Below are 23223 nucleotides of genomic sequence, written 5' to 3'. Positions count from 1 at the left end.
ATGGTGCTCGGATCCGCCGTCACCTGTTAATTAGGTTAGCCTAACCTTATTTTCTGTGGAAGTGGGGTGGCCCTCCCAGGAGCGCCACAGCTCGGCGTACCGGCCTCCGGCGGCGACGAGTTCGTGGTGCGGGCCCTCCTCGACGATGCGGCCGTGCTCCAGGACGATGATCCGGTCGGCGGAGGCCGCCTGGGTCAGCCGGTGGGCGACGACCAGCGTTGTCCGTCCACGGGTCGCCGCGGCGGCGGACCGCTCCAGCGTGCGGGCGCCGAGGCTGCCCGCCTCGGCAGTCGCCTCGTCGAGGATGGCGATCGGCGGATCCACCAGGACCAGGCGGGCCAGGGCGAGTTGCTGCGCCTGGGCGGCGGTGAGCTCGTGGCCGCCCTCGCCGATGACCGTGGTGAGGCCGTCGGGCAGGTCCCGTACCCAGGCGTCGGCTCCGACCGTCGCGAGCGCCTCGGCGATCCGCTCCTCGGACGCGTCCGGGCGTGCCAGCCGCAGGTCCTCCACGAGCGGGCCCGCGAACACGTGGGTCTCCTGGGTGATGATCGCGATATGGGCGCGCAGCGCCTTCGCGGACAGCCGGGACGTCGGGACGCCGCCGACGAGCGCCGTGCCCGAGCCGGGGGACAGGACCCCGGCCGCGATCGCCGCGAGCGTGGTCTTGCCCGCGCCCGTCGAGCCCACTAAAGCGACCCGGGTGCCGGGGTCGATGCGGATGCTCACGCCGCGCACCACCTCGGTCGTCCCGTCGTAGCTGAAGCGGACGTCTCGCAGTTCGAGTGAGGCGTCCTTCGGGCGGTCCGCGGAGTCCGGCGCGTCGTCCAGGGGAAGCGTGATGATCCCGACCAGGCGGGCCAGGCTCGCGCCCGCGGCCTGCACGTCGTCGAAGGTGAACAGCAGCATGCCGATCGGGTTGAACAGGCGGTGGAACAGGACCGCCGCCGCGGCCGTCTGGCCGACGGTCACCGATCCGCTGCGTACCAGCAGGAACCCGGCCGTCAGGATCGCGGCCAGGCCGAAGAACTCCGCCCGGTTCACCCGGCCGACGAAGCGGGTGAACAGCACGAACACCGAGACCGAGATGTCCCGTGCCCGGCCCGAGGAGACGCCGATCTCCCGCAGGCGGCGCTCCTCCAGACGGTAGGCCCGTACCGTGCGCAGGCCCTGCACGGTCTCCACCACCCGCTGCGAGGACTCGGCGATCGCCCGCCGCTGCCGGGCGTACTCGGGCGCGGCGCGGGGCAGATACCAGCGCAGGGCGATGGCGTACAGCGGCACCGCGACCGCGCCCGCCAGGCCCAGCCGCCAGTCGATCCCGGCCATCGCCGCGATGCTCAGCGCGCCCAGCAGCACCGACGCGATCATCGTGGGGATCACGTCGGAGACCGCCTTGCCGATCGCGGCGGCGTCGGAGCCCACCCGGGACAGCAGGTCGCCCTTGCCGGTCCACTCCAGCGTCGTGACGGGCAGGCGCAGGGCACGGGCCACCGTACGCTCCCGCAGCGCGGCGAGGATGCGCGCGCCCAGCCTGCCGACCAGGTAGGACGCGGCGCCCGTGGCGACGCCGCCCACCACGGCCGACACGACGATCACGACCGCGATCTCCACGAGCGCCGACACGGGGGCCTGCTCGCGTATCCGGTCGACGAGGACGCCGAGCGCGTACACGGGCACCACCGACGCCGCCGCGCCGAGCACGCCCACGAGCAGCGCGACCACCACCTCGGCCCACCGAGTCCGCAACTCCGCCCAGAGCCACGCCCACGTCGACCGCGCGTCGGCGATCGGCAACACCTCGCCGCCGCGGCCCTCGGCGCGATCGGCACGTCCGGAGTCCGGGCCGCCGCCCCCTGGCACGGCACGCCCGTTCCGCCCGGCCCCCTCGCCGTGCTCGTCCCGTACGTCGGCGTCGGAGTCAGTGGTCCTCTCAGGGGTCCTCTCAGGGGTCATCGCAGCACCGCCTGTTGGTAATCCTCATTGGTGGCGACCAGTTCGTCGTGCCGCCCTTCGGCGATCACGCGACCGCCGTCCAGGACGATGACGCGTTCCGCCAGCGCCAGCATCGCGGGGCTGCTCGTCACCACCACGGTCGTGTACGGCGCGTCGCCGACGCCGGCGGTGTGCCGCAGCGCGCGGATGCCTCTGGCGATCGTGTGCTCGGTCACGGAGTCCACGGCCGTGGTCGGGTCGTGGAGGACGAGGATCGGGGGGCGGGCCAGCAGCGCGCGGGCCAGCGCGACGCGCTGTCGCTGCCCGCCGGAGAGCCCCGCGCCACGCTCGGCTATCACGTGCTCGATTCCCTCCGGGTGCGCGGACAGGACCTGGTCGGCCGCCGACGCGGCGAGAACGTCCGCCAGATGCGTGTCGCCGCTCGCGTCGGCGGTGCCCGGCCTCGCGTCGCCCCCGTGTCCGTTTCGGCTTGTGGACGCGCCGCCCGCACTGTCGATTAGGTCCAGCTTGCCGTTCCCGCCGGTTTCGGCACCGATCGCGTGGCCCGCCCGGCGGGCCGGGCCGCCGCCCAGGCCGTCCGTTAGGCTCTCCCAGGCGTCCGGCTTGTCGTGGCCCTCCGGCAGGCCCGCGACGATGTTGGCCCTGATCGTGCCGGAGAAGAGATCGGTGTGGTGGGGCTCGACTAGGAGCGTCTCGCGGAGGCGGGCGTGGTGGGCGCGGCGCAGGGCGGCGTCGCCGACGAGGACCTCGCCGGTGTAGTCGTCGGGGGCCACCTGGCCGGAGAGGATCCTGACGAGGGCCTCGCCGTCGGAGGCGCGGTGGGCGACGATGCCGACGAACTCGCCCGGGTTCGCGGTGAGGTCGACGCCGTCGAGCGTGCCGTACCGCACTGAACGCAGGACCAGGCGGGGAGCCTGTCCGCCCGGGGTGTCGGGTGTCTCGGTGCCCTCGGGGAGGAGGGGGTCGGCGGAGATGACGGCGGCGACGCGGTCGGCCGACGCGCGTGCCTCGGCGATCCAGCTCGGCACGATGGCGAGCAGGCCCATCGGCTCCATCAGGAACTGCGCCAACCCGATGACGGTGATGAACTCGCCGATGGAGATGCGGCCGTTCAGCGCGAACCATCCGGCCAGGATCGCGATGCCGCACGCGAGCAGGGCGCCGCCGGCCGTGCCCGCGGCCAGGTACGTGCCCTGGGCCCGGGCGGCGCGGATCATGGCGAGCATGGATTCGCGGCTGACCGCGTGGTAGCGGCGGGCGGCGGCGTCCTCGGCGCCGATGCCGCGCAGCGGGCGCATGCCGCTGACCAGGTCGGTGGCGAGCGAGGTGGCCTTCCCGGCGAATTCCTGCTGCTCGGCCACCCGCTTGGTGATCCCCGGCGTACCGAGCTGGAGCGCGAGCAGCACCAGCGGCGTGCCGACGAGCACGACCAGCCCGAGCGGCACGTCGATCACGATCAGCGCGACGGCGCTCACTGTGGTCGCGGTCACCGCGCCCGCGATCCGGGGCACGTAGTCGAGCAGGTAGGAGGTGTTGTCGGCGTCGCTGCCGCCGATCGTCAGCAGGTCGCCGGTACGCAGGTCGGTGCGCATGCCGCGCGGGTCGGCGGCCTTGCCCGCCACCTCAAGGCGCAGCAGGTGCGCCTCCTCGGCGATGGCGCGCATGAGGTGCCGGGCGCCGAACCGGTACATCATGGTCAGCGTCGTGAACAGCAGGGCGAGCCCGGCGATCCACAGGGCCAGCGCGTACGGGTCGCCCGGTTCGATCGCCTGGTCGATGATGACGCCGATGAAGATCGGAACGAGGGACTCGCACACCTGGTGCAGCGAGATGAGCCCGGTTCCCATGCTCAGCCGCCGCGCGTTGCGGGTGACCGTGCGCCTGAGCACACGGCCGCCCGTCCAGCGCGGCGGCGCCGCCGTACTCGCGGTCACGCCGGCCGCTTCTCAGCTCGCCGGCACGGACCGTGCGGCCTCCGCCATGCGCTCGCGCAGGCTTCTCGGGCGCAGGTCGCTCCAGTTCTTGTCGATGTAGTCCAAGCAGTCCTGCCGGCCGGTCCGGCCGTCCTCGCCGAAGACCACGCGCCAGCCCTGGGGCACCTGCTTGAAGGTCGGCCACAGGGAGTGCTGCTCCTCATCGTTCACCAGAACGTAGAACGTGCCGTTCTCGTCGTCGAAGGGATTGCTGGACACTACGCCTCCTTCATCGGCAACTTGGCAGGCTCAGCATAACTTAGGCAAGCCTTACCAAAATTAGGGCACCCTTATTACCTCATTCGCGCCGGGCCTGCCGGAACAGCAACCAGGCGAAGTACGCGCCGCCCAGCGAGACCGTGACCACGCCGACGGGCAGCTCGTTCGGCGCGAAGGCCCAGCGGGCGACCCAGTCGCTCGCGGCCAGGAGCAGCGCGCCCATGAGCGCCGAGGCGGTCAGCGTGGTCCCGGCCGTACGGGTGAGACGCTGGGCGAGCTGCGGCGCGGCGAGCGCCACGAACGAGATCGGACCCGCGGCGGCGGTCGCCACCCCGACCAGCGCGACGCCGACGACGAGGTAGACCTGCCGGGTGCGCTCCACCCGGACGCCCAGCGCCGCCGCCGCGTCGTCGCCCATCTCCAGCAGCGGCAGGCGCGGGCCGAGCGCCAGCAGCGGCACGCACAGCAGCGCGACCGCGACCGTCACCGGCGGCACCTGGTCCCAGCCCAGGTCGTTGAGGCTGCCCTGCCCCCACAGCGCCGCCGCCACGGCCGTCTGCAGGTTGACCTTGATGATGAACCACTGGTTCACCGAGGCGAGGACCGCGCTGATCGCGATGCCGACGATGATCAGCCGGAAGCCCTGGACGCCCCGCCGGTACGCCAGCGCGTAGACCACGATCGCGGTGATCAGGCCACCGACCAGGGCGCCTCCGGCCGTCTCGTAGTAGCCGCGGCCCACCAGCACCATCGTGGCGAGCACCCCCGTGTACGCCCCGGTGCTGAAGCCGATGACGTCCGGGCTGCCGAGCGGGTTGCGGGTCAGCGACTGGAAGATCGCGCCGCTCAGGCCCAGCGCGGCACCGATGAACAGGGCCAGCAACGCGCGGGGGAGCCGCCACTCGAACACCACCAGCCGGGCCGGGCCGGTCCCCTGACCGGTCAGCACGGCGATCACCTCGCCGGGCGGGACCGTGAACTCGCCCGTGCTCAGTCCGAGCACGGCCGCCGCGAGCGCGGCCAGGGTGAGCAGGCCGCAGACAACGGTCGTACGCAGGCCGAGGCGCAGCGACAACCAGCGGGCGGGCCGTACGAGCAGGATCCGGCGGCCGAAATCGATCCCGCGCGCCCGGCCGTCGCCCGGTTTAGGGGGCGTCGTGCCGTTGGCGTCCGTCACACCGATGATGCCCTGGCCTTCCCGGCGGCCGGTGCCGGCGTCCGTCCGGGTGCCGCCGGCTGCACCGTCCAGAGCCCTGTCGAGGACCCCGTCGCGGGCGCCGCCGAGAGCGCCGTCGCGGGCACTGCCGAGAGCGCCGTCGCCGGGACCGGTCGTGGGTCGCTTCCGGCCGCTCATGGCGCCGCCGCCCGAGCGCGGCGGACCAGCCAGATCAGGACCGGCGCGCCCACGAACGCGGTGACGATCCCCACCCGAAGCTCTCCCGGCCGGATGACCAGACGGCCGAGCACGTCGGCGGTGAGCATGAGCACGGGCCCGCCAACCACCGTGTAGGCGAGGATCCAGCGCTGGTCGGGACCGGTGATCCAGCGGACCGCGTGCGGCACCATCAGACCGACGAAGCCGATCGGCCCGGCGGCGGCCGTCGCCGCTCCAGCCAGCAGCGTCACCGAGATCACCGAGAGGACGCGGGTACGGGCGACGTTCGTGCCGAGCGAGCGGGCGAAGTCGTCGCCGAGAGCGATGCTGTTCAGTGAGCGGGCGACGACCAGCGCGAGCACCAACCCGGCCACGACGAACGGCGCGATCGCCGCCGCGATCGGCAAGGGACGTGCGGCGAGCGTGCCCGCGTCCCAAAACCGCAGGTAGTCGAAGGCGCGTGGGCGCAGCAGGCGAATCGCCGAGGACAGGCCCTCCATCACCGCGCCCAGCGCCACCCCCGCGAGCGTGAGCCGGATCGGCGTCGCGCCGCCGCGGCCCGCCGACCCCAGCGCGTACACCAGGACCATCGCGGCGGCGCCCCCGGCGAAGGCGAACCATACGTACGACCAGATGCCGGTGAGGCCGAGCACGCCGATGGCGAAGACCACCATGAGGGCCGCGCCGGAGTTGATGCCGAGGATCTGCGTGTCGGCCAGCGGGTTGCGCGTCACCGCCTGGATGATCGCGCCGGACACGCCGAGCGCCACGCCGGTGAGCAGGCCGAGCACCGTGCGGGGCACCCGCAGATCGCGCACGATGGTGTGATCTTCGGTGCCGCCGAAGTGAAAAAAGGCGTCCCAGACCGTCGCGGGAGAAATGTTCTTGGTGCCGACCGCGATGCTGAGCAGGCACACCACGGCCAACACCCCGACGCCCGCCAGCAGCCCGGCCGCCCTGCGTGCGTTGGTCGCCGCGACTCCGCCCCCGGCAGGGCGCTCCGCAGGCGCGGATCGGGGACGCAGCAACGTCATCGGGTCGTCGCCCGCATCATGGTGGCGGCCTTACGGCCCAAAACGTCAACGGCGTTGGCGGCCACAAAGGCGTCTGTGACAGCCTGCTCGACGTCGACCAGACGCAGGCCGGTGGTCGCTTCGTCCGCCTCGTCCGCGCCGTTCGCGAGCCCGACGATCGCCGTCACCCGCATCCGCTGCCCACCTCTCGTCCCATCGGTCAAGCTAAGGCTAGGCTAACCTTATAGATCAGTAAACAGCGGGCGGCGACCGGCCCGCTCCGCATCGTGCATCTCGGTGGTGGCGGCAACGGAATAGGAGAGGGAACTCAGCCGGTCAGGGGTGCGGCAATGACCGTCCGCCACTGGTACATGCCCTCGTCCCGATTCAGCTCGATCAGCGATACGCGGGTGAACGTGGCGGGCACGAGGCCCTGGTGCCGGTTGACGATGTCGCGGATGGGCGCCTGTGAGACGCCGTCGGCGTTGGCGTAGGCCAGCGAGACGTGCGCCCACCATCCGTCGGCCGCGCCCGGCACCCGGTCGGCTCCCCGAACTTCGGCGATCACGTCGCGGATGGCCGCGCGGACGGCGGTCAGTTCGGGGACCGGCCGGGCCGTCAGGCTGATGCCTTCGGCGTCCACGGCCAAGGGGCCGAACCGCACGTGAATCGGGCCCAGACCCGCCACACGGCGAGAGACGGCGGCGCCGACGGTCTCCAGGTCCTGCTGTCCGATCTCGTCGGTGAAGCCGACGTCCTGGGTGGTCAGGTGCAGCCATTGCGGTGGGATCGGGTCCAGCACCGGCACCGTGTGCAGGTCGGCGTGGACGCGGCGGGTGAATTCGTGCAGAGCCGACTGGCCGTCCATGAGAAAGTGCCAGGTGTAGAGGCTACGGCCCGGCCTCCACCCTGGCCTCCACCACCAGTGGGCGCGGGTTACGGTGTCGGCGGCCGGACCCGGCTTCGGGGAAATCAGCTCGCGTCCCGTAGTGGCTGGAATTGGACACTCAGTCGCATCTCCAGAGCCTCCGCGAGCCGTTCCAGCATAGGGATGGTGGGCATCGTTCCCCCCGCCTCGAATCTCGCCACTGCCGGTTGCTTCAACCCCGCGCGCTCGGCCAACTCCGTCTGGGTCAACCCCAGTTGTTCTCGTCTCAGCCGTACCGCCTCGCCTAGTTCGAATCGAATCCTGGCCGCCTCATACGCCGCTCCCGCGCCGGGACGGCTCATGATCTCTGCCCTCTTGTCGGCCCAGGTCCTACGCTCTCCCATATCGCTCACTCCTCATCTGCTGTATGGACCTCAGCTATGCACCGCTGCATGGCCCGCCGCGCACGCGCGATCTCGGCAGACTCGCGCATCCGCTGTTTGCGAAACACCGTCAGCAGAATGATCCGCCTTCCTGGGGCGATCCAGTAGGTGATGCGTACCGCCTCCCGATGGAGGTGGAACCGCAGCTCGCGTAGCTTGCCACAGAGCTGACGGGTATAGGGGTCGTCGAGTAGCACACCGCGCTCGGCCAGCAAATCGACATAGAACGCCGCCGTTTCCTGGTCGTCCTGATCGAGCGTGTCGAACCACTCCTCGACCTCTGGTTCCAGTTCCACCTCTCCCCAAGTCATAACACAGACGTTATAGCGAAGGCAAGATCCACCTCTCGGGAATGTGGAACCCGGTCGGTGTCCTCGGCGCGACCGGGCCGCTCCGCATCCTGCATTTCAGAGGTGCCGGTACGCCGTCGCGCTCGGCCCTCTGGCCGTCTCCTCGCCGCCGCCTACGAGTGCCGTCGTCCTCGTGCGGAAGCATGCCCGCGACATTCGCCGATCCCTGTCCGGCCCGCCGGACTACGACGCCTTCGCCGATAACGGACGCGTCATGGTCGGCGGCACCGACGTCGTTCTGTGGCCCGCCCCTGGAAAACGGACGCTCACCTGCTGACCGGCACCCGCGAGGACGGCCGCCGCAGACGGCGCCGCGCCGTCAACCGCCAGACGAGCAGGGTCACGATCAGGGCCACCAGCGTCGCCGTGGTTCCGGCGAGGCCCACCATCGCGCCGAGCACCTGGTCCAGGCCGCGTACGGGTGCCCACTCCAAGGCGAGGTTGCCGTACCAGGAAGCCGACAGGGCGGGGCCGGCCATGACATAAAGGGCGAGCGTGGCGTGCAATGCGATTGCCGTGCCGAGCAGCCGTAGCCGTGTGGGCAGCGGGACGGGGCGCGGCATCGGATCGACGCCCGCGACGACGGCGAAGAAGACCACGCCGGTGCCGACGAGCACGACCAACGTCGCCAGCCGCCACCCGTGCTCGGGCTGCACGACCCCGAACAGCCCGAACGGGTACAGCAGCAAGTACGGCACGGCGTGCACGGCGAACGCCGCCGCCGGATGCGCCACGGCGCGGGCGACCGGGCCATTTTCGATCACGCGAGGCAACGCTCCGAACGGCGAGCCGGGAGCCGTCGCCGCCAACACCAGCGTGAGCGGCGCGCCGAACACCAGCAACGCCGGAGCCACGATCCCGGCCAGCGCGTACTGCGCGGCCGTGACGGAGAACATCGCGGGCGCGTACGCGGCGACCCCACCGGCCAGCGCGTACGCCAGCACGAGCAGCCCGCCCAGCCAGAGCGCGGTCCGCCCGACCGGCCAGCGCCGCCCGGCGCGGGACAGCCGCCGCACACCCAGCAGGTAGGCGAGCGCGGCCCAGGCCAGCGGGAGCAGCAGCAGCGGATCCAGCCGCGTCTGGGTGAGCAGGTTCACGGCGTCGATCGGCGGCACCGCATACCCGAGCAGCCCCTCCTGCCCGTACACCACCTCGGTATCGGGCGGCGGCGTACGCGACAGGGCCACGGCCAGCCCGATCGTGGCCGCCATGACCACGACCTCCCCGGCGGCCAGCCGAAGGAACGGACGCCGCTTCGCCGCCTCCGATCGCACGAGGCTCCTCGCGGCGTCCGACGCGAGATCCGAGGCGGCGCCTGGCGTGTCATCCACCGTAAAGTCCGGCGCGGGCGGCGACGCGAGATCCGAGGCGGCGCCTGGCATGTCTTCCACCGTGGAGTCCGGCGCGGGCGGCGACATGAGCCCGGAGTCGACGGCCGACCTGATCGGCGTGCCGTTCAGAGCCGCGATCGTACGGCGGCGATGCCATGCGCCGAAACAGCCCAGCGCGACCAGCGCGACCAGTTTGCCCAGTACCAGCAGGCCGTACGGGGATTCCCACAGCGCGGACAGTGCGCCGAGCCGGATCCACGCGTTGTACAGACCCGACACCCCAACCGCCACAAAACACCCCAGCGCCAGCGCGCTGAAGCGGCCGACCGCCTCACCCAGGTCGGGAGATCCGCGCAGGCAGAGCAGCAGACCGGCCAAGCCGCCCGTCCAGACGGCGACGGCCGCGATGTGCAGCAGGAGGCTGGAGACGGCGAGATTGTGGTCGGCGGCCGTGGCCGAGTGGCCCACGTACGCGGGCGGCAGCGTCGCGAACACCGCGACCGCCGACAGCACCACCCTGATCGACCCCGCGAACGGCACCCGGCCAAGACCGGCACACGCCACGGCGACCACCGCCGCCAGCACGCCCACCAGCAGGAACGCGCGCCCCTGCGGAATCTGGAAGGCGAACGAGACCAGCGTCTCGGACGCCAGCGCCTCCTGCACCGGCAACCCGAGGAAGTCCGACAGCGTCAGCACGAAGTTCAGCGCCGCGCTCAACGCCCACGCCGCCGCCCACCACCGCGCCCCCCGCGTGATCCTCGCCCGCGCCCCCTCATCCCGCCCCATGGTCAGCACGGTGGCGGTGACCAGGATCCCCACGGTCATCACCGCGCACACGTCCAGGACGAGCCGCACCAGCGGCAGCCCCCACAACGTGACCGGCCCAGGCGAAGGCAACCCCGGGATCGCCGTTCGCGGCCTGCCGCCCCCGACCCACAGCCCGACGGCCAGCATTCCGACCCCGGCCGCGACAACGGCCCCGCCGTACGCCGACCGCGCCGACCCCGCCACCCGAGATCCCATGCCCCAGCCCTCCCGACTGGCCAAGTTTTACCTGCTATGCCATGTCACAGACCAGAGCAAACGCCCAACTATCGCACGCCATCCACAACACGGCCGACCCCGCTTACCTCCGTACGGCACGCCGACCGGCAAAACGGGCGACCTGTCGGCCGCCGTAAAAGGCGACCTGCCACCGGACGAAAAACAGGTCGAAATCCGGATCCGGCCCGGCGAGCCTATGACGGGTGCGCCAACCCCAGGGATGATCTCAGTGGGGCGGGCACGCCGACCATCCGCCTCCCGACCCCGTACGCCCGACCCGACCCAACCCCTGGGAGGTGCCCATTGGGCATCACATACGCCGAACTCGGCTGCCGCAACCTGTCGGCCTCCCTGGACTTTTACCGCGGAATGCTCGGTTTGCTCCCGGCCCAGGACCCCCCAGGCCCGACGCCCCCCGGCGTGGCCTGGCTCGACGCCGGCCCGGCCGCGCTCCGGCTGGTCGAGCGCCCCGACGGCGACCTGGCGGGCTGGGACGCCGACGACCTGCAACGCGGCATCCGCCACGTCGGCTTCAAGGTCGGTAACGTACCCGCCTACGCACAACGCCTCGCCGACGCCGGCATCGAGTTCACCCTCGGCCCGCTCAAGGTCACCGGCGACGTCTGGATCGCCTTCTTCCCCGACCCCGACGGCGCCAACCTCGAAATCATCGACAGCGCCCTCACCTACACCACCGTCGCCTCCCCCGACCTCGCCGACCAGGAACGCCTCGCCGCCGCCCGCCGCGCCCCCGACGCCGGCCCATCCTTCGACCACGTCGCGATCACCGTCGCCGACCTCGACCGCGCCCTCGCCTTCTACCGCGACCGCCTCGGCTACCGCCTCATCGGCACCCTCGTCCAGCCCACCGACCCCCGCGGCCTTCGCATCCACTACCTACGCGCCGGCGCTGCCGTACTGGAAATCTTCACCTTCACCGCCCCCACCACCCCCAACCCCTGGACCCCCGACACCCCCCGAGTCGGCCTGCGCACGATCGGCCTCGGTGCCGAGGCGTACGACACGGAAAACGGCGCCAGGGAGATCGCAGTACGACTTCGTGACGCCGGAGCCACCCCTGTCCCCGGCTACGACGACCTTCTCACCGACCCCGACGGGGTGCTGTTGTGCCCATGGTGGGACCGACCCGTAGCTTCGTGATATTCAGGCTGGGGTGGCGGTAAGCGGCGCGGGTGTCCGCGATTCGATCTTCACTTGCCGCATGCCGATGGTGGCCGCCGGAAACAGCGCACGCAACTGAAGCTCATCCTCGGCCGAGAACTCATATCGCTCGAGGACGGCGCGCAGGGCTCCGCCTACGTCCACCCCGCAGATGCCGAGGATCTCGATGCCGACGGGTGCGCCGGTTTCGTCGACGTCGACGAGTGTCTCATCGTCGATGGTGTCGGTCGTTGCCACTGGCATCTCCGTGAGGCGGATGTACAGGGCGTTGGCATCCAGATCGTAGTCAAGTCTCATAGCGGCTTCCTACTCCCCTGGCCAGGCGGCGGTGATGATCGTGGTCTCATCGGCGGTAAGCAATACCTTCAGTATGCGGCCCCCAGGGACATACCCATAGACCCAGATGCTTCCACTGGCCGTCGCCTGCGGATTACCTCGGCGCCGGGCGAGTGCCGCCCAGATCTCCTCTTCAGAGATGCCGCGCTGTCGCATCCGGTCTCTGACATGCTGTGTCAGTCGTGGCTTCGGCATGATCAGGAACCGGTGACAGGTGGCACGACGCGGAGGTCGATGGACTTGAGGTGCTTGTCGTCGAGGGTGAGTTCGATGGAGTAGTCCCCGTATTGGGGCAAAGGCAGCCCAATCTGCAGTGCGGTCACGACACCGGTTTTCCAATGTACGGGCACATCGTCAGGTTTTGGAGGGGTCTTCAATTCGCCGCGGACCTTGGCAAGGACCTGGTCCGAGCTCTGGAAGATCAATTCAATGCGATGGTCGATGCCGGGTCTCTCCGTGCTGTCGAAGGTCAGTCGCAGGGCGATGCCGACGTTGCGGGCAGCGGGGAGTTTGGCGGCGATGATGGTGTCGATGCCAGCACCCATGATGTGCAGGTTGCCGTTGTCGGTCCGTACGTAGTCGGCGAGGACCATGTAGTCGAGTTCGGGCATTCTCCATGCTCTTTCGTAGTTGCTTCAGAACGCCCTACCGTACTCGCATGCAGGGACGGAGTAAGCCGTTTCTGTGATTCGGCGATTACCGCATGGAGGTGGCTGGTGCGATTTGCCCGTTGAGTCCTAAAAAGACACCTTGTTTCTCGATGTCGCGAATTTTCACAACAGCCTAGGTTGGATGAGATGGCCGAGAATGCCGAGCGGGTTCGGTCCGTGTACAGCGTCGCCAGAAGGGGACGGCGATCAGGGGCGATCGGCGCTTCTGTGTTGCTGAAAGGATCTGCGTCGGAGGGCGTTCAGCAATCGCCTCGACCTTCACCAAGATCGAGGCGATGACCGGGTGGCTGGCCGGGCGGTACCGGCGATGCGGTGACGGGTTCCTGCGTCCGGATCGGGTACGCCCAGCCCTGGAACCCCGGCGGCTGAGTCGGACGCCTACAACGACGGCAGTACCTCCTCGATCAGTAGGTTCGCCGATGTGCGGATCTGATCGGCGGTGGCGGCGCCCATCCAGCCGAGGTTGAGGTTGAAGGTCGTGGTGCCCGTGGACGCCGCGAGGTCGGCCAGGCGGCGCAGGACCGTGTCGGGTGAGCCGGCGATCGCGGTCTCGCGGGCGAATCGGGCGGGATCCAGGGACTTGGTCTCGGTGATGAAGCCGCGCTTGTCGATGCCGAAGGCACGGAGTCGTTCGGTGAGGCGGCTCGCCTGGTCGTCGGCCTGTCGCTGGGCGTCGTGGTCGGTCGGGCCGATGACGACGAAGCGGTGTACGGGGGATCGGGCGAGAAGGTCGGCGGCCGCGTCGCCGGCGGCCTTTCGGTACACCTCTCGGCCGGCCAGAAGCGACTGCGGTGACTGGATGTAGTGCTGGATCAGCGGCATTCCGGCCTCGGCCGCGGCCGTGAGCGAGCCCGGCGAGTAAGCGGCCCGGTAGAAGGCGGGCCCGATTCGCGGGGACACCATGGAGCTCGCGGCAAGCCCGCGGTGGTGCTCGGTGGTGATGTCGATCGTGTCCCCCTTGAGCAGCCGGACGAGCGCGTCGAGACAGTCGTCGAAGTCGCGGGCCCGGTCGGCGGTGCGGGCGCCGAACGCCTCCGCGTACGGCCCTGGCCGGTTCGGTGCGATGCCGACGCACACCCGTCCGGGCGCGAACTCGCAGAGGCTGCCGATCTCCTCGGCCAGCCGCAACGGATGGTGCAGCGGGAGGAGCAGCGCGGCCGAGCCGAGCCTGATTCGCGGGATCCGACCGGCCACGTAGGAGAGGAACGGAAGGGTCGCCCAGCAGACTCGGCCGGTCATCCGCCCGGCGAGGTGCTCCTCATTCACCCAGACCCCGTCGAGGCCGGCCGCTTCGGCCCGGGCGAGCGTGCGCATCGCCTCTTCGAGGGGCAGGGCCTCGAGACCGGCCTGGCACCCGGCCAGACCGATCCCGAAGCCGAGCCGTGCATCCTGGCTCATCACAGGCCCGCCACGATTTCCTTGACCTGGCTGTCGTCGAGGTCGATCCGGTAGATGTTCGCGTAGAAGTCGTGGACCTCGGCGTTCAGGTCGAAGTCGGCGAACTGCTTGGGGTAGAGCTTCGTCGCCACCCACATCACGGTGAGCGGCTGTTCGCTGGTCCGGTTTCCCCAGGTGTGCGCGGCGATCGGGATCGAGAACACCTGCTTGTCCTTGACCGCCGCCACGTTGGCGAACCGCGGGTCGGCCAGTACGTGATCACGGCCGGCGGGACTGTCGACGAAGATCACTTCGGGGTTCCAGGCGAGGATCTGCTCGATGTTCAGCTTCAGGGTTTCCTGGCTGGTCTCCTCGCGGGTGACGCTGAGCCCGCCGGCCTGGGCGATGTACCACTCGGCGATGACGTGCGGCCGGCTCATGGCCTCGGGGTCCAGGTAGAGGGCGGTGCGGCGGTCGGACTCCGGAATCGCTTTGACCACATCGCCGACCCGGGCCAGGGCCTTGTCGAAGTAGGCCGCGTAGGCGTTCGCGCGCTCCTCCTGCCCGAGCACCTTGCCCAGCAGGCCGACGACGGCCTTGACGTCCTCCGCGTTCTGCCATTTGAGCACGACCGCGGGCACCCCGACCTGGTCGAGCGGTTTGATGACGTCGGGGCTCATCGCGAGGACGACGTCGGGCTTGAGCCCCAGGATCCTTTCGATGTCGGGCGCGCCGTCGGCGGTCTGGGTCTGCGGTTGTCGCTCGATGGCCGGGTTGAACACGTACTGGTACTTCCACCGGGGGTTGCGGGCGAAGGGCGGCAGCCCGTTGACGATGAGTTTGCCCTCGCCGAGGGCGAAGAGGAAGCTGTTGATCACCGGAACCGAGCCGAGGGTGACCACGCGGTCGATCGTGGTGGGCAGCTTGACGCTGCGGCCGGCCATGTCGGTGATGGTGTGCGTCGCGGAGGAGCCGGCCGATTCGGCGGCCGGCGTCGCGTCGCCGGACGAGCCACAGCCGGAGGTGACGAGTACGACCGCCGCCACGATGGCGAGGACGCGACGGAACGATCTCATGCGGCTGTCTTCTTTCTCATGCGCATGTCTTCCTTAGGAGGACGGGTGGTGGGGATGGGTCGGCTCCGCCGGTTCGCGGGGCGTGGCAAGGAGGTTCCCGACCTCGGGGACGCAGGCCAGGACGGGTTCGCGGCGACCGGGCATGACGACCGACGCGATCTGGATGGGCGTGCCGTAGACGTCGCTGAGCGTGGCAGCGGTGAGGACCTCGGCCGGTTTGCCGTTGGCGACGACCCTGCCGTCGCAGAGCAGTACGGCACGGTGTGCGCCACGCAGCGCGTGGTCCGGCTGGTGAGTGGTCATCAGCACCGTGTGCCCGCGCCGGGACATTTCGGCGACTACGCCGAGCACTCGGACGGCGTTGCCGAGGTCGAGCGCGGCGGTGGGCTCGTCGAGCACCAGGATCCGGGCCTCTTGGACGAGAGCCCGGGCGATCAGCGTCAGCGCCCTCTCGCCGCCGGAGAGGGAGGCGAAGGAGTGGTCGGCCAGGTGGCCGATGCCGAGATCGTCGAGGACCTCCCAGGCGAGGCGCCGGTCCTTGGGACCCGGCGTCCGGGACATCCGCAGGTGGGGGTCCGGCCCATCACCGCGATGTCGAGCGCGGTGAACGGGAACACGGTGGCCGTGGTCTGCGGGACGTACGCGACGTGGCGGGCGCGTTCACGGGCCGTGAGCCCCGCCAAGTCGGCGCCACCGATCCGGACCTCGCCCGCCGTGGGCTTCAGCAGGCCGAGCAGGCAGCGCAGCAGCGTCGTCTTGCCGGCGCCGTTCGGGCCGAGCAGGCAGACCACCTCACCCTCGCCGACGTCCACCGTCACGTCGACCAACCGGTGGTCGCGGCCCGGGTGGGCGTAGCCCAGCCCACGGACCTCGATCGCCGGCGCGCTCACAGCCACTGCTTTCGGGCTCGCGCCAGCAGGACGACGAAGAACGGTGCCCCGATCACCGCGGTCAGCACCCCGAGCGGGAGTTCCATGGCCGACGCCGTGCGGGCCACGTCGTCGACGAGGACCAGGAAACCCGCCCCGATCAGCGCGGCCGCGGGCAGCAGCCGGTCGAACGAGGGGCCGATGACGAAGCGGGCCAGATGCGGCACCACCAGCCCGACCCAGCCGACGATGCCGGCCAGACTGACCGCGGTGGCGGTCATCAGGGTGGAGGCGGCGATGACCACCGTCCAGACCAGGGCGCGGTTCACGCCGAGGGTGTCGGCCTCCTCATCGCCCGCGGCCAGCACGGTGACCGGCCAGCGCACCAGGTAAAGGAGCGCCATGCACGCGACCATGATGATCGACGGCAGCGGCAGGTCGCCGATCTGGATCCGTCCGAGCCCGCCCATCAGCCAGAAGGTGATGGCCGGCAGCGTGTCCTCCGGGTTGGCCACGAACTGGGTGATCGAGATGAACGCCTGGAACAGCGTCGACACCACGATTCCGGCCAGCACGAGCACGACCGTCGAGTTGCGGCCCAGGAGCCGGGCGATCGTGATCGCCAGCAGCGCGGCCATGATGCCGTGGGCGAACGCCATGAGCTGGACCACCGCCCACGGAAGCCGCAGGAGGAGGCCGAGAGCGGCGCCGAATCCCGCTCCCGCGGAAACGCCGAGGATGGCGGGCGACACCAGCGGATTGCGGAACATGCTCTGGTAGCCCGCGCCGGCCATCGCGAGCCCGGCGCCGACGAGTACCGCTCCGGCGATCCGGGGGAAGCGGACCTGGGCGACGACCGTCTCCTCGACCGCCGAGGCGCCGCTCGCCGTACCTGTGATCTTGCTCACCAGAATCCGTAGCACGTCGCCGGTGTCCACCGAGAACGGCCCCAAGGGAAAAGAGAAGAAAACGATCGCGACAAGGGCGAGGGCGAGGCCGAGGAGGATCAGCCGACCCGGCCTCTTGCGCAGGTGGCCGAGCCCGGACGGTGCGTCGATCGCGGTGTCGTCGGAGGCCGCCTCAGCCGGGGGCGGCAGCCCTTCAGCGCCGCCCCGGCCGGTTGGTTTCAGGATGCTCATGGGGGTCCTCGGGGGGTCGGGGGTGGCGCTGTAGTCTCATTGTGACTACTAGCGTAGATCTGGCCCATGGCGGGTCCCGTCTTGGGCCTCCGGCGAAGGGGAGTCCAGATGTGTGAGAGGGCGAAGCCGATCTCCGTCGAGCCGAAGCCCGGCGTCCAGACGTTCACGTCGGACACCGAATTCCTGGCCGCGCTCCGGCCGGGCATGGACCTGTGCACCAGTGATTTCACCGGCTGGGCCGAGGTCGAGGGAGTCATCGACGACGGCGACACCAAGGTCGTCGTCGGCAGGGTCTACGAGGACGGCCGCCGGGTCCACGTTCCGGCGGCCGCCCTGATCGACATCAGGGAGAACCACTGCGTGCGCGTCGACCGCGTACGCGACACGATCGACCGGCAGGGCTGGGAGGTCGCGGCGCGGTAGCGCGCGCCCGGCTGCCGGCCGCGTTCGTGCTGGTGGCCGTGCTCGGCGCCGCCACGGCGTCCTGGTCCGGCGCGGGCCCGGCGAGCAACGCGCTGGTGGCCGCGACGCAGCAGCGGCTGACCGAGACCATCGCCGGCCGGGTCCGCGCGATGTCGCGGGTTCGTCGCAATCGCGCCGGATCGGGCCCGTCCAGCCCGTCGGTATCGATCGATGCCCGAACGACAATGGTGCCGCGTCGTGACGAGCCTAGGATCGCCCTGTTCCGCCTCGCCATTTGACGCTCCGAGGTTCATGTGTACGTCACGAAGATCCGGCAGCAGCGTCGTCTCGCCGGAGTTCTCAATTACGCGGACGCCCGCCGTCGCGCATGGAAGGTCCTGCCTCGCCTGCTTTTCGACTACATCGACGGCGGCGCGGACGATGAGCTGACCATGCGCGACAACGTGGAGCGTTTCGGCGAACTCCGGCTGCGTCCCCGGACGGGGGAATGGGTGCCCGTGCCGGAGCTGAGCACAGAGGTCCTCGGCACCGCGCTGTCCATGCCCGTCCTGACCGCCCCATGCGGAGGCATGCGGCTGGTTCATCCGGACGGTGACCTCGCGATCGCGCGTGCGGCGGCGCGAGCGGGGGTGGCGCCGGTCGTGCCGTCCGGGGGCGGCTACTCCCTTGAGGAGGTCGCCGCGTCGGCCGAAGGGCCTCGCTGGTTCCAGCTGTACAAGTTCTCCAATCGGGCCGGAATGGAGGGGCTCGTGGAACGGGCCCGGGACGCGGGCTATCACGCGTTGGTGATGACGATCGACACCAACATCGCCGGAAACCGGGAGCGGGATTTCCGCAACGGGTTCGGATACGACCTGAGGATCAACGTGAGAAACGCCCTTCGCCTCGGGCCGCAGATGGCCCGCCGACCCGGCTGGGCATTCCGGTTCTGGCGTGACGGCATGCCGTTCGAACTGCCCAACACGGCCCCCTTCGGCAGTGACGGCAGGGCGATGTCGCTCACCGAGATGGCGCGCAGCGGGGCCGAGTCGTTCTCACCCACCTGGCACGACGTCGCACTGGTCAGGAAGGTCTGGAACGGCGCGCTCGTCGTCAAGGGCGTCCTGGCCGGCGACGACGCCCGGCAGGCCGTCGACCTCGGGGCGGACGCCGTCGTGGTGTCGAACCACGGCGGCCGGCAGCTCGACGGCGTACCGGCCGCGATCGACGCGCTGCCCGAGGTCGTGGCCGCGGTCGGCGGCGCCGCGGAGATCCTGCTCGACGGCGGGGTCCGCCGCGGCGGCGACGTGGTGAAGGCGCTGGCACTCGGGGCGAAGGCGGTGCTGCTTGGCCGGCCGATCGTCTGGGGGCTGGCCGTCGCGGGCGAAGCCGGGGCCGTTCACATGCTCGAACTGCTGCGAGCCCAGATCATCCGGACCATGTGCCTGATGGGATGCCCGTCGGTCACCCGGCTCGGCGCCGAGTGGTTGTGGGAGCGCCCCCGCGGCTGAGCGGCGGCGCCGGGCGGTCAAGGGGCGCCCGCGACGATCGCCGAGCCGGGTACGGGCCCCGTCCCGGCGATGTCGCAGGTTCGTCCCAGCGGCTGGACGCCACGACGTCCTCGGCCCGCGGTTTCGGCGCGGGGAAGGCGACGGACCTCCGACAGTTCGATGTCGGCCGTCGGGAGCCTCCTCAGGGGGGCGGTCGGTCAGGGGGTGCGCCAGCCGAGGATGTCGCGGGGGTCGAAGTGGCGTGCGAGGACGTCGGCGAGGTGGCGGACGGGGGCCGGGACGTAGCGGGCGTAGGCGTCGGCGTTCTTCGGGCCGATGCCGTGCTCGGCCGAGAAGCTGCCGCCGAAGTCGTGCACGACGGTGTCGAAGACGAGGCGGCGGATCGCCGCGACCGTCTCGGGGGCGGCCGCGACGGCGGCGGGCAGCGGCAGGATCAGGTGGAGGCCGCCGTCGCCGTAGTGGCCCAGCTCGACGGGCGTGATCTCGGGCCAGAGCCGGGCCAGGCGCGAGGTCAGCTCGCCGCGCATCGCCGTCAGGGCGCTGCGCGGGGCGGAGATGTCGAAGCTCGTCACCGGATCCATGCGTTCGGTGATGAGCGGGATCGTGTGGCGGATCTCCCACAGCCGGTCCGGCGGCCCGATCACGGCGTCGGCGACGTCGCCCCGGTCGGCGAGCGTCTCGATCGCCGCCTGCAGGATGCGGTCGGCGGAGTCGTCGGCCGAGCCGATCTCCACCAGGACCTTGTCGCCGTCGCCGGGCGGCACCCGGGGCAGCAGGTCGGCGTGGTTCGCCTCCAGCAGGCGCACGGCCGAGGCGGAGACGAGCTCGAACGACGTCAGCCACTCCCCGGCCCGGTGCTCGAACTCGCGCAGCACGGCCGGCAGCCGCTCGGGATCCGGTACGGCGAGCCACGCGGTCGCCACCGCCTGCGGCAGGGCCGCCAGCTCGAAACTGGCCGCGGTGACGACGCCGTACCGTCCCTCGGTGCCGACGAAGAGCTGGGTGACGTCGAGGCCCTCGTTGCGTTTGCGCAGCGGGGCCAGCGTGTCGATCACGGTGAGGTCGTCGTCGGCGGTGACGGCCTGGACGCCGAGGAGGCGGCGCCGTACGTCGCCGTGGCGCAGCACGTTGGACCCGGCCGTGTTCGTCGAGACCATGCCGCCGACCGACGGGCTCGACCCGACCTCGATCGGCAGCCGGAGCCGCGCCGGGGCGAGCCGGGCGTTGATCTCGTCGAGCGTCCAGCCCGCGGACGCGGTGAGCGTGCGGCCGCCGGTGTCCAGGTCGAACCAGTCGCGCATGCGCTCGGTGGACAGCACCGCCTGGGTGCCGTCCGGGTCCGGCAGGCCGCTGCCGACCAGGCCCGAGTTGGCGCCCTGCGGGACGAGGCGCACGCGGTGCTCGCGGCAGATCCGCAGCACCTGGCGGACGTCCTCCACCGTGCGTGGCCGGATGACTGCGGCGGCGCGGCCCTTCATGTTGTTGGGACTTATCTCGTATTTCGACAGATCTTGTGGGGGGAGCAGCACGCCGGGCGGGTCCAGGGCCCCGCGAAGTGCGTGTACCGCGTCGGCGACGACCATGTGCTCACTGTCTCACCGGTGCCAGGATTGACGGATACCGTCATTAACGGGTCCAATGCCCGGATGGCTAAGGATCCAACCCTTCAGCAGTTGCGGGTCTTCCAGGCCGTGGCGACCGAGTTGCACTTCGGGCGGGCCGCCGCCCGGCTGCACACCACCCAGCCGCCGCTCACCCGCCACATTCAGGCGCTGGAGGAGGCCCTCGGCGTCCGGTTGCTCAGCCGGAACTCGCGCAACATGAAGCTGACCCCGGCGGGGGAGGCGTTTCTGGCCGAGATCGACATCGTGGTCGCCCGGCTGGAGCGGGCGAAGGAACTGGCGAAGGCGACCGCGGGCGGCGTGCGCGGGCGGCTCGCCCTCGGGTACGTGGAGCCGCTCGCCGTCGAGTTGCTGCATCGGGTGCTCGGCCAGTTCGCGCTGCTGCACGCGCGGCTGGAGCTGGACCTGTTCCAAATGGACACGCGGGACCAGATCGAGGCGCTGCACAACGGCGACATCGACTGCGGCCTGCTGCGCGCCCCCGCGAACGTCGATCCCTGGCTCGACTTCGAGCATGTGTGCACGGACGTGTTCGTCGCCGCCCTGCCCATCCGCCATCGGCTCGCGGGCGAGCGGGAGATCGACCTCGCCGAGCTGGCGGCCGAGCCGTTCATCGCGTACGAGGGCAAGATCGGGCAGGGGATGATCAACGCGATGCTCAGCGGCTGCGCGACGGCGGGGTTCACGCCCGCGGTGCAGCGCCTGGTGCAGAGCACGCTGATGGTGCTCGCCCTGGTCGCCTCCGGCGAGGGCGTGGCCCTGGTGTCGAGCGAGATCGCCAAACTCCCGCGCGACGGCGTCGCGTTCGTACGGCTGCGCGGCAACCCGGCCAGGTCGAGCATCCTGATGGCCTCCCGGCGCGGCGAGCGCAACACCGCCCGCGACGACCTGGCCCACCTGCTGCGCCGCTTGGCATCCCCCGCCGACCGTTGACCAGATCGATAGCCTTCCGGGCATCGAACCCCGGCATTCCCGCATTCTTCACGCTCTAGCCCTCGGCTACTGTCACGACAAGCCCGAAATAACGGCACTAAGCGACAGGCCAGACCACCTCTCATCGGGCTCATCGGGGTACCTGACGACGCCGTCCAACCAAGATCCACTGAGTACGTACTGCTCGCGATTCCCCGGCTCAGACGCGGCCGGCGAGACGAGCCGGGCGGGAGGAAACGATGAAGGGCACCGAGAAGATCCGCACCGCGATGACCTCGATGAGGCTGCTGGCCCTGTCCTGCGCGGTCATGGTGGCCGCCGCCTGCGGCTCCGGCGGCGGCTCCGGCGGCTCGGCGCAGGGCATCGACGTCGGCGCGCTCGTCCCGCTGTCCGGCGGCGGCGCGGTGTACGGCCCCGACATCGAGGCCGCACTGAAGATCGCCGTCGAGGAGATCAACGAGAACCCGCCGATGGGCCGTCCGTTCCTGCTGCACGTGGCGGACTCCCAGACCGACCCGGACGCCGCGACGCGCGCCGTACAGAAGCTGATCAACGTCAACCGGTCCGCCGCGATCATGGGCGTGTGGTCGAGCGCGGAGACCCTCGCGATCGCCCCCATGGTGATCCAGAGCGGCACCCTGCTCACCACGGCCGCCGGAGCCGCCGGCGTCACCGACCTGCAGGACCAAGACCTGGTCTGGCGCTTCTACCCGCCGGGCAAGTACACCGGCGCCGCGATCGCCCAGGCCGTCCGCGAGCAGGGCTGGCGCACGGTCGTGACGATGTCGCGCAACGACCCGAGCGGCCTGACCATCATCAAAAGCTTCCGCGAGGCGTTCGAGAAGTCCGGCGGCAAGGTCGTCGACGCGATCACCTACCCGGCCGGCCAGAGCTCCTACACCGGCGAGGTACGGCGCGCGATCGACCGCAAGGCCGACGTCATCGTCAACGTCGGCTACACCCCCGAGCTCTCCGCGATGCTGAAGGACGCCCGCAACTCGCCGGACAAGGGCACCTGGCTGTCGGTCGGCTGGTCGGTCAACCAGGGCCTGTTCGACGCGGTCGGCGCCGACGTCGCCGAGGGCCTCTACTCGGTCGACGCCGCCCCCAACGTCGAGACCCCCGCGTTCGAGCGCCTGCGCACGACGTTCAAGGGCACCACCGGCAGGACGCTGCTCGCCAGCGACACCTTCGCCTTCTACGCCTATGACTCGGCGATCAGCGTCGCGCTCGCGATGACGGCGTGCAACTGCACCAAGGGCGCCGAGCTCACCGCGGCGATGGCGAAGGTCACCACGGCCCCCGGCACGCGGGTCGGCAGCTACGCCGACGGCGTCGCGGCGCTGCGCGGCGGCGGCGACATCGACTACCAGGGCGCCTCCAGCGACCTGGAGTTCGACGCCAAGGGCGACCAGCTCTCCGGCTACGGCATCTATCAGGTCAAGGGCGGCGAGATCGCGCTGGTCAAGAAGTTCGAGTTGCCCTGACCGCGTAGCGGCCCGCCCTCGCCCGCTCCTTCCAGGGAGGTCCCTG

25 protein-coding genes and 1 pseudogene are annotated in these 23223 nt (G+C 70.7%); 7 read left to right on the top strand and 19 right to left on the bottom strand.

Annotated elements, in window-relative coordinates:
- Positions 1-30: 30 nt before the first annotated feature.
- From AB0K60_RS25565 to AB0K60_RS25525, 9 genes are all read right to left on the bottom strand, one after another.
- Positions 31-1953 (bottom strand): ABC transporter ATP-binding protein, encoded by a 1923-nt coding sequence (locus AB0K60_RS25565; protein WP_364059941.1) that lies wholly within the window; start codon positions 1951-1953, stop codon positions 31-33.
- Positions 1950-3887, bottom strand: coding sequence for an ABC transporter ATP-binding protein (locus AB0K60_RS25560; RefSeq protein ID WP_364059938.1), 1938 nt, complete (start codon positions 3885-3887; stop codon positions 1950-1952). The genes AB0K60_RS25565 and AB0K60_RS25560 overlap by 4 nt, the downstream gene beginning before the upstream one ends.
- Before the next feature lie 12 nt (positions 3888-3899).
- Complete coding sequence (locus AB0K60_RS25555) at positions 3900-4145, bottom strand: MbtH family protein (RefSeq protein ID WP_364059935.1); 246 nt, start codon at positions 4143-4145, stop codon at positions 3900-3902.
- Positions 4146-4224: 79 nt separating this feature from the next.
- Positions 4225-5499, bottom strand: coding sequence for an iron chelate uptake ABC transporter family permease subunit (locus tag AB0K60_RS25550; RefSeq protein ID WP_364059932.1), 1275 nt, complete (start codon positions 5497-5499; stop codon positions 4225-4227).
- Positions 5496-6554, bottom strand: coding sequence for an iron chelate uptake ABC transporter family permease subunit (locus AB0K60_RS25545; protein WP_364059930.1), 1059 nt, complete (start codon positions 6552-6554; stop codon positions 5496-5498). Before AB0K60_RS25545 ends, AB0K60_RS25550 begins: the two co-directional genes overlap by 4 nt.
- The gene (locus tag AB0K60_RS25540; RefSeq protein WP_364059927.1) at positions 6551-6727 is read right to left on the bottom strand and encodes a hypothetical protein; all 177 of its coding nucleotides are present in this window, start codon (positions 6725-6727) and stop codon (positions 6551-6553) included. Before AB0K60_RS25540 ends, AB0K60_RS25545 begins: the two co-directional genes overlap by 4 nt.
- A gap of 134 nt (positions 6728-6861) precedes the next feature.
- On the bottom strand, positions 6862-7401 hold the full coding sequence (locus AB0K60_RS25535) for a 2'-5' RNA ligase family protein (RefSeq protein WP_364059924.1): 540 nt from the start codon (positions 7399-7401) through the stop codon (positions 6862-6864).
- 104 nt (positions 7402-7505) lie between these two features.
- On the bottom strand, positions 7506-7805 hold the full coding sequence (locus AB0K60_RS25530) for a helix-turn-helix transcriptional regulator (RefSeq protein ID WP_364059921.1): 300 nt from the start codon (positions 7803-7805) through the stop codon (positions 7506-7508).
- Between the two features lie 5 nt (positions 7806-7810).
- A complete protein-coding gene (locus AB0K60_RS25525; protein WP_364059918.1) occupies positions 7811-8155 on the bottom strand; it encodes a type II toxin-antitoxin system RelE/ParE family toxin in 345 nt (114 codons plus the stop codon).
- Positions 8156-8327: 172 nt separating this feature from the next.
- Here AB0K60_RS25525 and AB0K60_RS25520 point away from each other — a divergent pair, with 172 nt between their 5' ends.
- Positions 8328-8471, top strand: a complete 144-nt coding sequence (locus tag AB0K60_RS25520; protein ID WP_364059915.1) for a hypothetical protein — start codon at positions 8328-8330, stop codon at positions 8469-8471.
- On the opposite strand, the gene AB0K60_RS25515 is transcribed toward AB0K60_RS25520, so the two are convergent.
- Positions 8461-10551 (bottom strand): bifunctional copper resistance protein CopD/cytochrome c oxidase assembly protein, encoded by a 2091-nt coding sequence (locus AB0K60_RS25515; protein ID WP_364059912.1) that lies wholly within the window; start codon positions 10549-10551, stop codon positions 8461-8463. The genes AB0K60_RS25520 and AB0K60_RS25515 overlap by 11 nt on opposite strands.
- A 324-nt stretch (positions 10552-10875) precedes the next feature.
- On the opposite strand from AB0K60_RS25515, the gene AB0K60_RS25510 reads away from it, so the two are divergent.
- Positions 10876-11733, top strand: coding sequence for a VOC family protein (locus tag AB0K60_RS25510; protein ID WP_364059909.1), 858 nt, complete (start codon positions 10876-10878; stop codon positions 11731-11733).
- Between the two features lie 3 nt (positions 11734-11736).
- On the opposite strand, the gene AB0K60_RS25505 is transcribed toward AB0K60_RS25510, so the two are convergent.
- The 8 genes and pseudogenes from AB0K60_RS25505 to AB0K60_RS25470 form a co-directional block, all read right to left on the bottom strand.
- Positions 11737-12051, bottom strand: coding sequence for a DUF2283 domain-containing protein (locus tag AB0K60_RS25505; protein ID WP_364059906.1), 315 nt, complete (start codon positions 12049-12051; stop codon positions 11737-11739).
- 9 nt (positions 12052-12060) lie between these two features.
- Complete coding sequence (locus AB0K60_RS25500) at positions 12061-12285, bottom strand: DUF4258 domain-containing protein (RefSeq protein WP_364059903.1); 225 nt, start codon at positions 12283-12285, stop codon at positions 12061-12063.
- Between the two features lie 2 nt (positions 12286-12287).
- Positions 12288-12701 (bottom strand): hypothetical protein, encoded by a 414-nt coding sequence (locus AB0K60_RS25495; RefSeq protein WP_364059900.1) that lies wholly within the window; start codon positions 12699-12701, stop codon positions 12288-12290.
- A 438-nt stretch (positions 12702-13139) separates the two neighbouring features.
- A complete protein-coding gene (locus AB0K60_RS25490; RefSeq protein WP_364059897.1) occupies positions 13140-14159 on the bottom strand; it encodes an LLM class flavin-dependent oxidoreductase in 1020 nt (339 codons plus the stop codon).
- Positions 14159-15214, bottom strand: a complete 1056-nt coding sequence (locus AB0K60_RS25485) for an ABC transporter substrate-binding protein (RefSeq protein WP_364059894.1) — start codon at positions 15212-15214, stop codon at positions 14159-14161. The genes AB0K60_RS25490 and AB0K60_RS25485 overlap by 1 nt, the downstream gene beginning before the upstream one ends.
- Positions 15215-15247: 33 nt before the next feature.
- Complete coding sequence (locus AB0K60_RS25480) at positions 15248-15775, bottom strand: ABC transporter ATP-binding protein (RefSeq protein ID WP_364059891.1); 528 nt, start codon at positions 15773-15775, stop codon at positions 15248-15250.
- 65 nt (positions 15776-15840) lie between these two features.
- A pseudogene (locus tag AB0K60_RS25475) lies at positions 15841-16026 on the bottom strand (ATP-binding cassette domain-containing protein); the annotation flags it as partial.
- Between the two features lie 74 nt (positions 16027-16100).
- The gene (locus AB0K60_RS25470; RefSeq protein WP_364059888.1) at positions 16101-17222 is read right to left on the bottom strand and encodes an iron ABC transporter permease; all 1122 of its coding nucleotides are present in this window, start codon (positions 17220-17222) and stop codon (positions 16101-16103) included.
- Positions 17223-17330: 108 nt separating this feature from the next.
- Between AB0K60_RS25470 and AB0K60_RS25465 the strand changes: the two genes are divergently transcribed.
- Genes AB0K60_RS25465 through AB0K60_RS25455 form a run of 3 tightly spaced genes read left to right on the top strand, consistent with a single transcriptional unit; the run spans position 17331 to position 19135 of the window.
- Positions 17331-17645: a hypothetical protein gene (locus tag AB0K60_RS25465; RefSeq protein WP_364059885.1), complete on the top strand. Its 315-nt coding sequence runs from the start codon at positions 17331-17333 to the stop codon at positions 17643-17645.
- Positions 17646-17671: 26 nt separating this feature from the next.
- Positions 17672-17923 carry a hypothetical protein gene (locus AB0K60_RS25460; RefSeq protein WP_364059882.1) on the top strand — a complete coding sequence of 84 codons (252 nt, stop codon included), beginning with the start codon at positions 17672-17674 and terminating at the stop codon, positions 17921-17923.
- A gap of 15 nt (positions 17924-17938) precedes the next feature.
- Positions 17939-19135, top strand: a complete 1197-nt coding sequence (locus AB0K60_RS25455) for an alpha-hydroxy acid oxidase (protein WP_364059879.1) — start codon at positions 17939-17941, stop codon at positions 19133-19135.
- 197 nt (positions 19136-19332) lie between these two features.
- On the opposite strand, the gene AB0K60_RS25450 is transcribed toward AB0K60_RS25455, so the two are convergent.
- Positions 19333-20718 carry an FAD-binding oxidoreductase gene (locus AB0K60_RS25450; protein WP_364059876.1) on the bottom strand — a complete coding sequence of 462 codons (1386 nt, stop codon included), beginning with the start codon at positions 20716-20718 and terminating at the stop codon, positions 19333-19335.
- Positions 20719-20781: 63 nt separating this feature from the next.
- Here AB0K60_RS25450 and AB0K60_RS25445 point away from each other — a divergent pair, with 63 nt between their 5' ends.
- Positions 20782-21690, top strand: coding sequence for a LysR family transcriptional regulator (locus AB0K60_RS25445; RefSeq protein ID WP_364059873.1), 909 nt, complete (start codon positions 20782-20784; stop codon positions 21688-21690).
- Between the two features lie 239 nt (positions 21691-21929).
- Positions 21930-23177, top strand: a complete 1248-nt coding sequence (locus AB0K60_RS25440; protein ID WP_364059870.1) for an ABC transporter substrate-binding protein — start codon at positions 21930-21932, stop codon at positions 23175-23177.
- The last annotated feature ends 46 nt before the right edge of the window (positions 23178-23223 follow it).

The organism is Thermopolyspora sp. NPDC052614, assembly GCF_040678635.1.
GTDB lineage: Bacteria > Actinomycetota > Actinomycetes > Streptosporangiales > Streptosporangiaceae > Thermopolyspora.
This window is presented reverse-complemented; position numbering and strand designations above follow the sequence as displayed.

Bases quoted from the DNA above. Each gene is read 5' to 3' on its own strand.
- AB0K60_RS25565 (WP_364059941.1), bottom strand. From the start codon at position 1,953: ATGACCCCTGAGAGGACCCCTGAGAGGACCACTGACTCCGACGCCGAC.
- AB0K60_RS25550 (WP_364059932.1), bottom strand. From the start codon at position 5,499: ATGAGCGGCCGGAAGCGACCCACGACCGGTCCCGGCGACGGCGCTCTC.
- AB0K60_RS25545 (WP_364059930.1), bottom strand. From the start codon at position 6,554: ATGACGTTGCTGCGTCCCCGATCCGCGCCTGCGGAGCGCCCTGCCGGG.
- AB0K60_RS25540 (WP_364059927.1), bottom strand. From the start codon at position 6,727: ATGCGGGTGACGGCGATCGTCGGGCTCGCGAACGGCGCGGACGAGGCG.
- AB0K60_RS25535 (WP_364059924.1), bottom strand. From the start codon at position 7,401: ATGGACGGCCAGTCGGCTCTGCACGAATTCACCCGCCGCGTCCACGCC.
- AB0K60_RS25530 (WP_364059921.1), bottom strand. From the start codon at position 7,805: ATGGGAGAGCGTAGGACCTGGGCCGACAAGAGGGCAGAGATCATGAGC.
- AB0K60_RS25525 (WP_364059918.1), bottom strand. From the start codon at position 8,155: ATGACTTGGGGAGAGGTGGAACTGGAACCAGAGGTCGAGGAGTGGTTC.
- AB0K60_RS25515 (WP_364059912.1), bottom strand. From the start codon at position 10,551: ATGGGATCTCGGGTGGCGGGGTCGGCGCGGTCGGCGTACGGCGGGGCC.
- AB0K60_RS25505 (WP_364059906.1), bottom strand. From the start codon at position 12,051: ATGAGACTTGACTACGATCTGGATGCCAACGCCCTGTACATCCGCCTC.
- AB0K60_RS25500 (WP_364059903.1), bottom strand. From the start codon at position 12,285: ATGCCGAAGCCACGACTGACACAGCATGTCAGAGACCGGATGCGACAG.
- AB0K60_RS25495 (WP_364059900.1), bottom strand. From the start codon at position 12,701: ATGCCCGAACTCGACTACATGGTCCTCGCCGACTACGTACGGACCGAC.
- AB0K60_RS25490 (WP_364059897.1), bottom strand. From the start codon at position 14,159: ATGAGCCAGGATGCACGGCTCGGCTTCGGGATCGGTCTGGCCGGGTGC.
- AB0K60_RS25485 (WP_364059894.1), bottom strand. From the start codon at position 15,214: ATGAGATCGTTCCGTCGCGTCCTCGCCATCGTGGCGGCGGTCGTACTC.
- AB0K60_RS25480 (WP_364059891.1), bottom strand. From the start codon at position 15,775: ATGTCCCGGACGCCGGGTCCCAAGGACCGGCGCCTCGCCTGGGAGGTC.
- AB0K60_RS25470 (WP_364059888.1), bottom strand. From the start codon at position 17,222: ATGAGCATCCTGAAACCAACCGGCCGGGGCGGCGCTGAAGGGCTGCCG.
- AB0K60_RS25465 (WP_364059885.1), top strand. From the start codon at position 17,331: ATGTGTGAGAGGGCGAAGCCGATCTCCGTCGAGCCGAAGCCCGGCGTC.
- AB0K60_RS25450 (WP_364059876.1), bottom strand. From the start codon at position 20,718: ATGGTCGTCGCCGACGCGGTACACGCACTTCGCGGGGCCCTGGACCCG.
- AB0K60_RS25445 (WP_364059873.1), top strand. From the start codon at position 20,782: ATGGCTAAGGATCCAACCCTTCAGCAGTTGCGGGTCTTCCAGGCCGTG.
- AB0K60_RS25440 (WP_364059870.1), top strand. From the start codon at position 21,930: ATGAAGGGCACCGAGAAGATCCGCACCGCGATGACCTCGATGAGGCTG.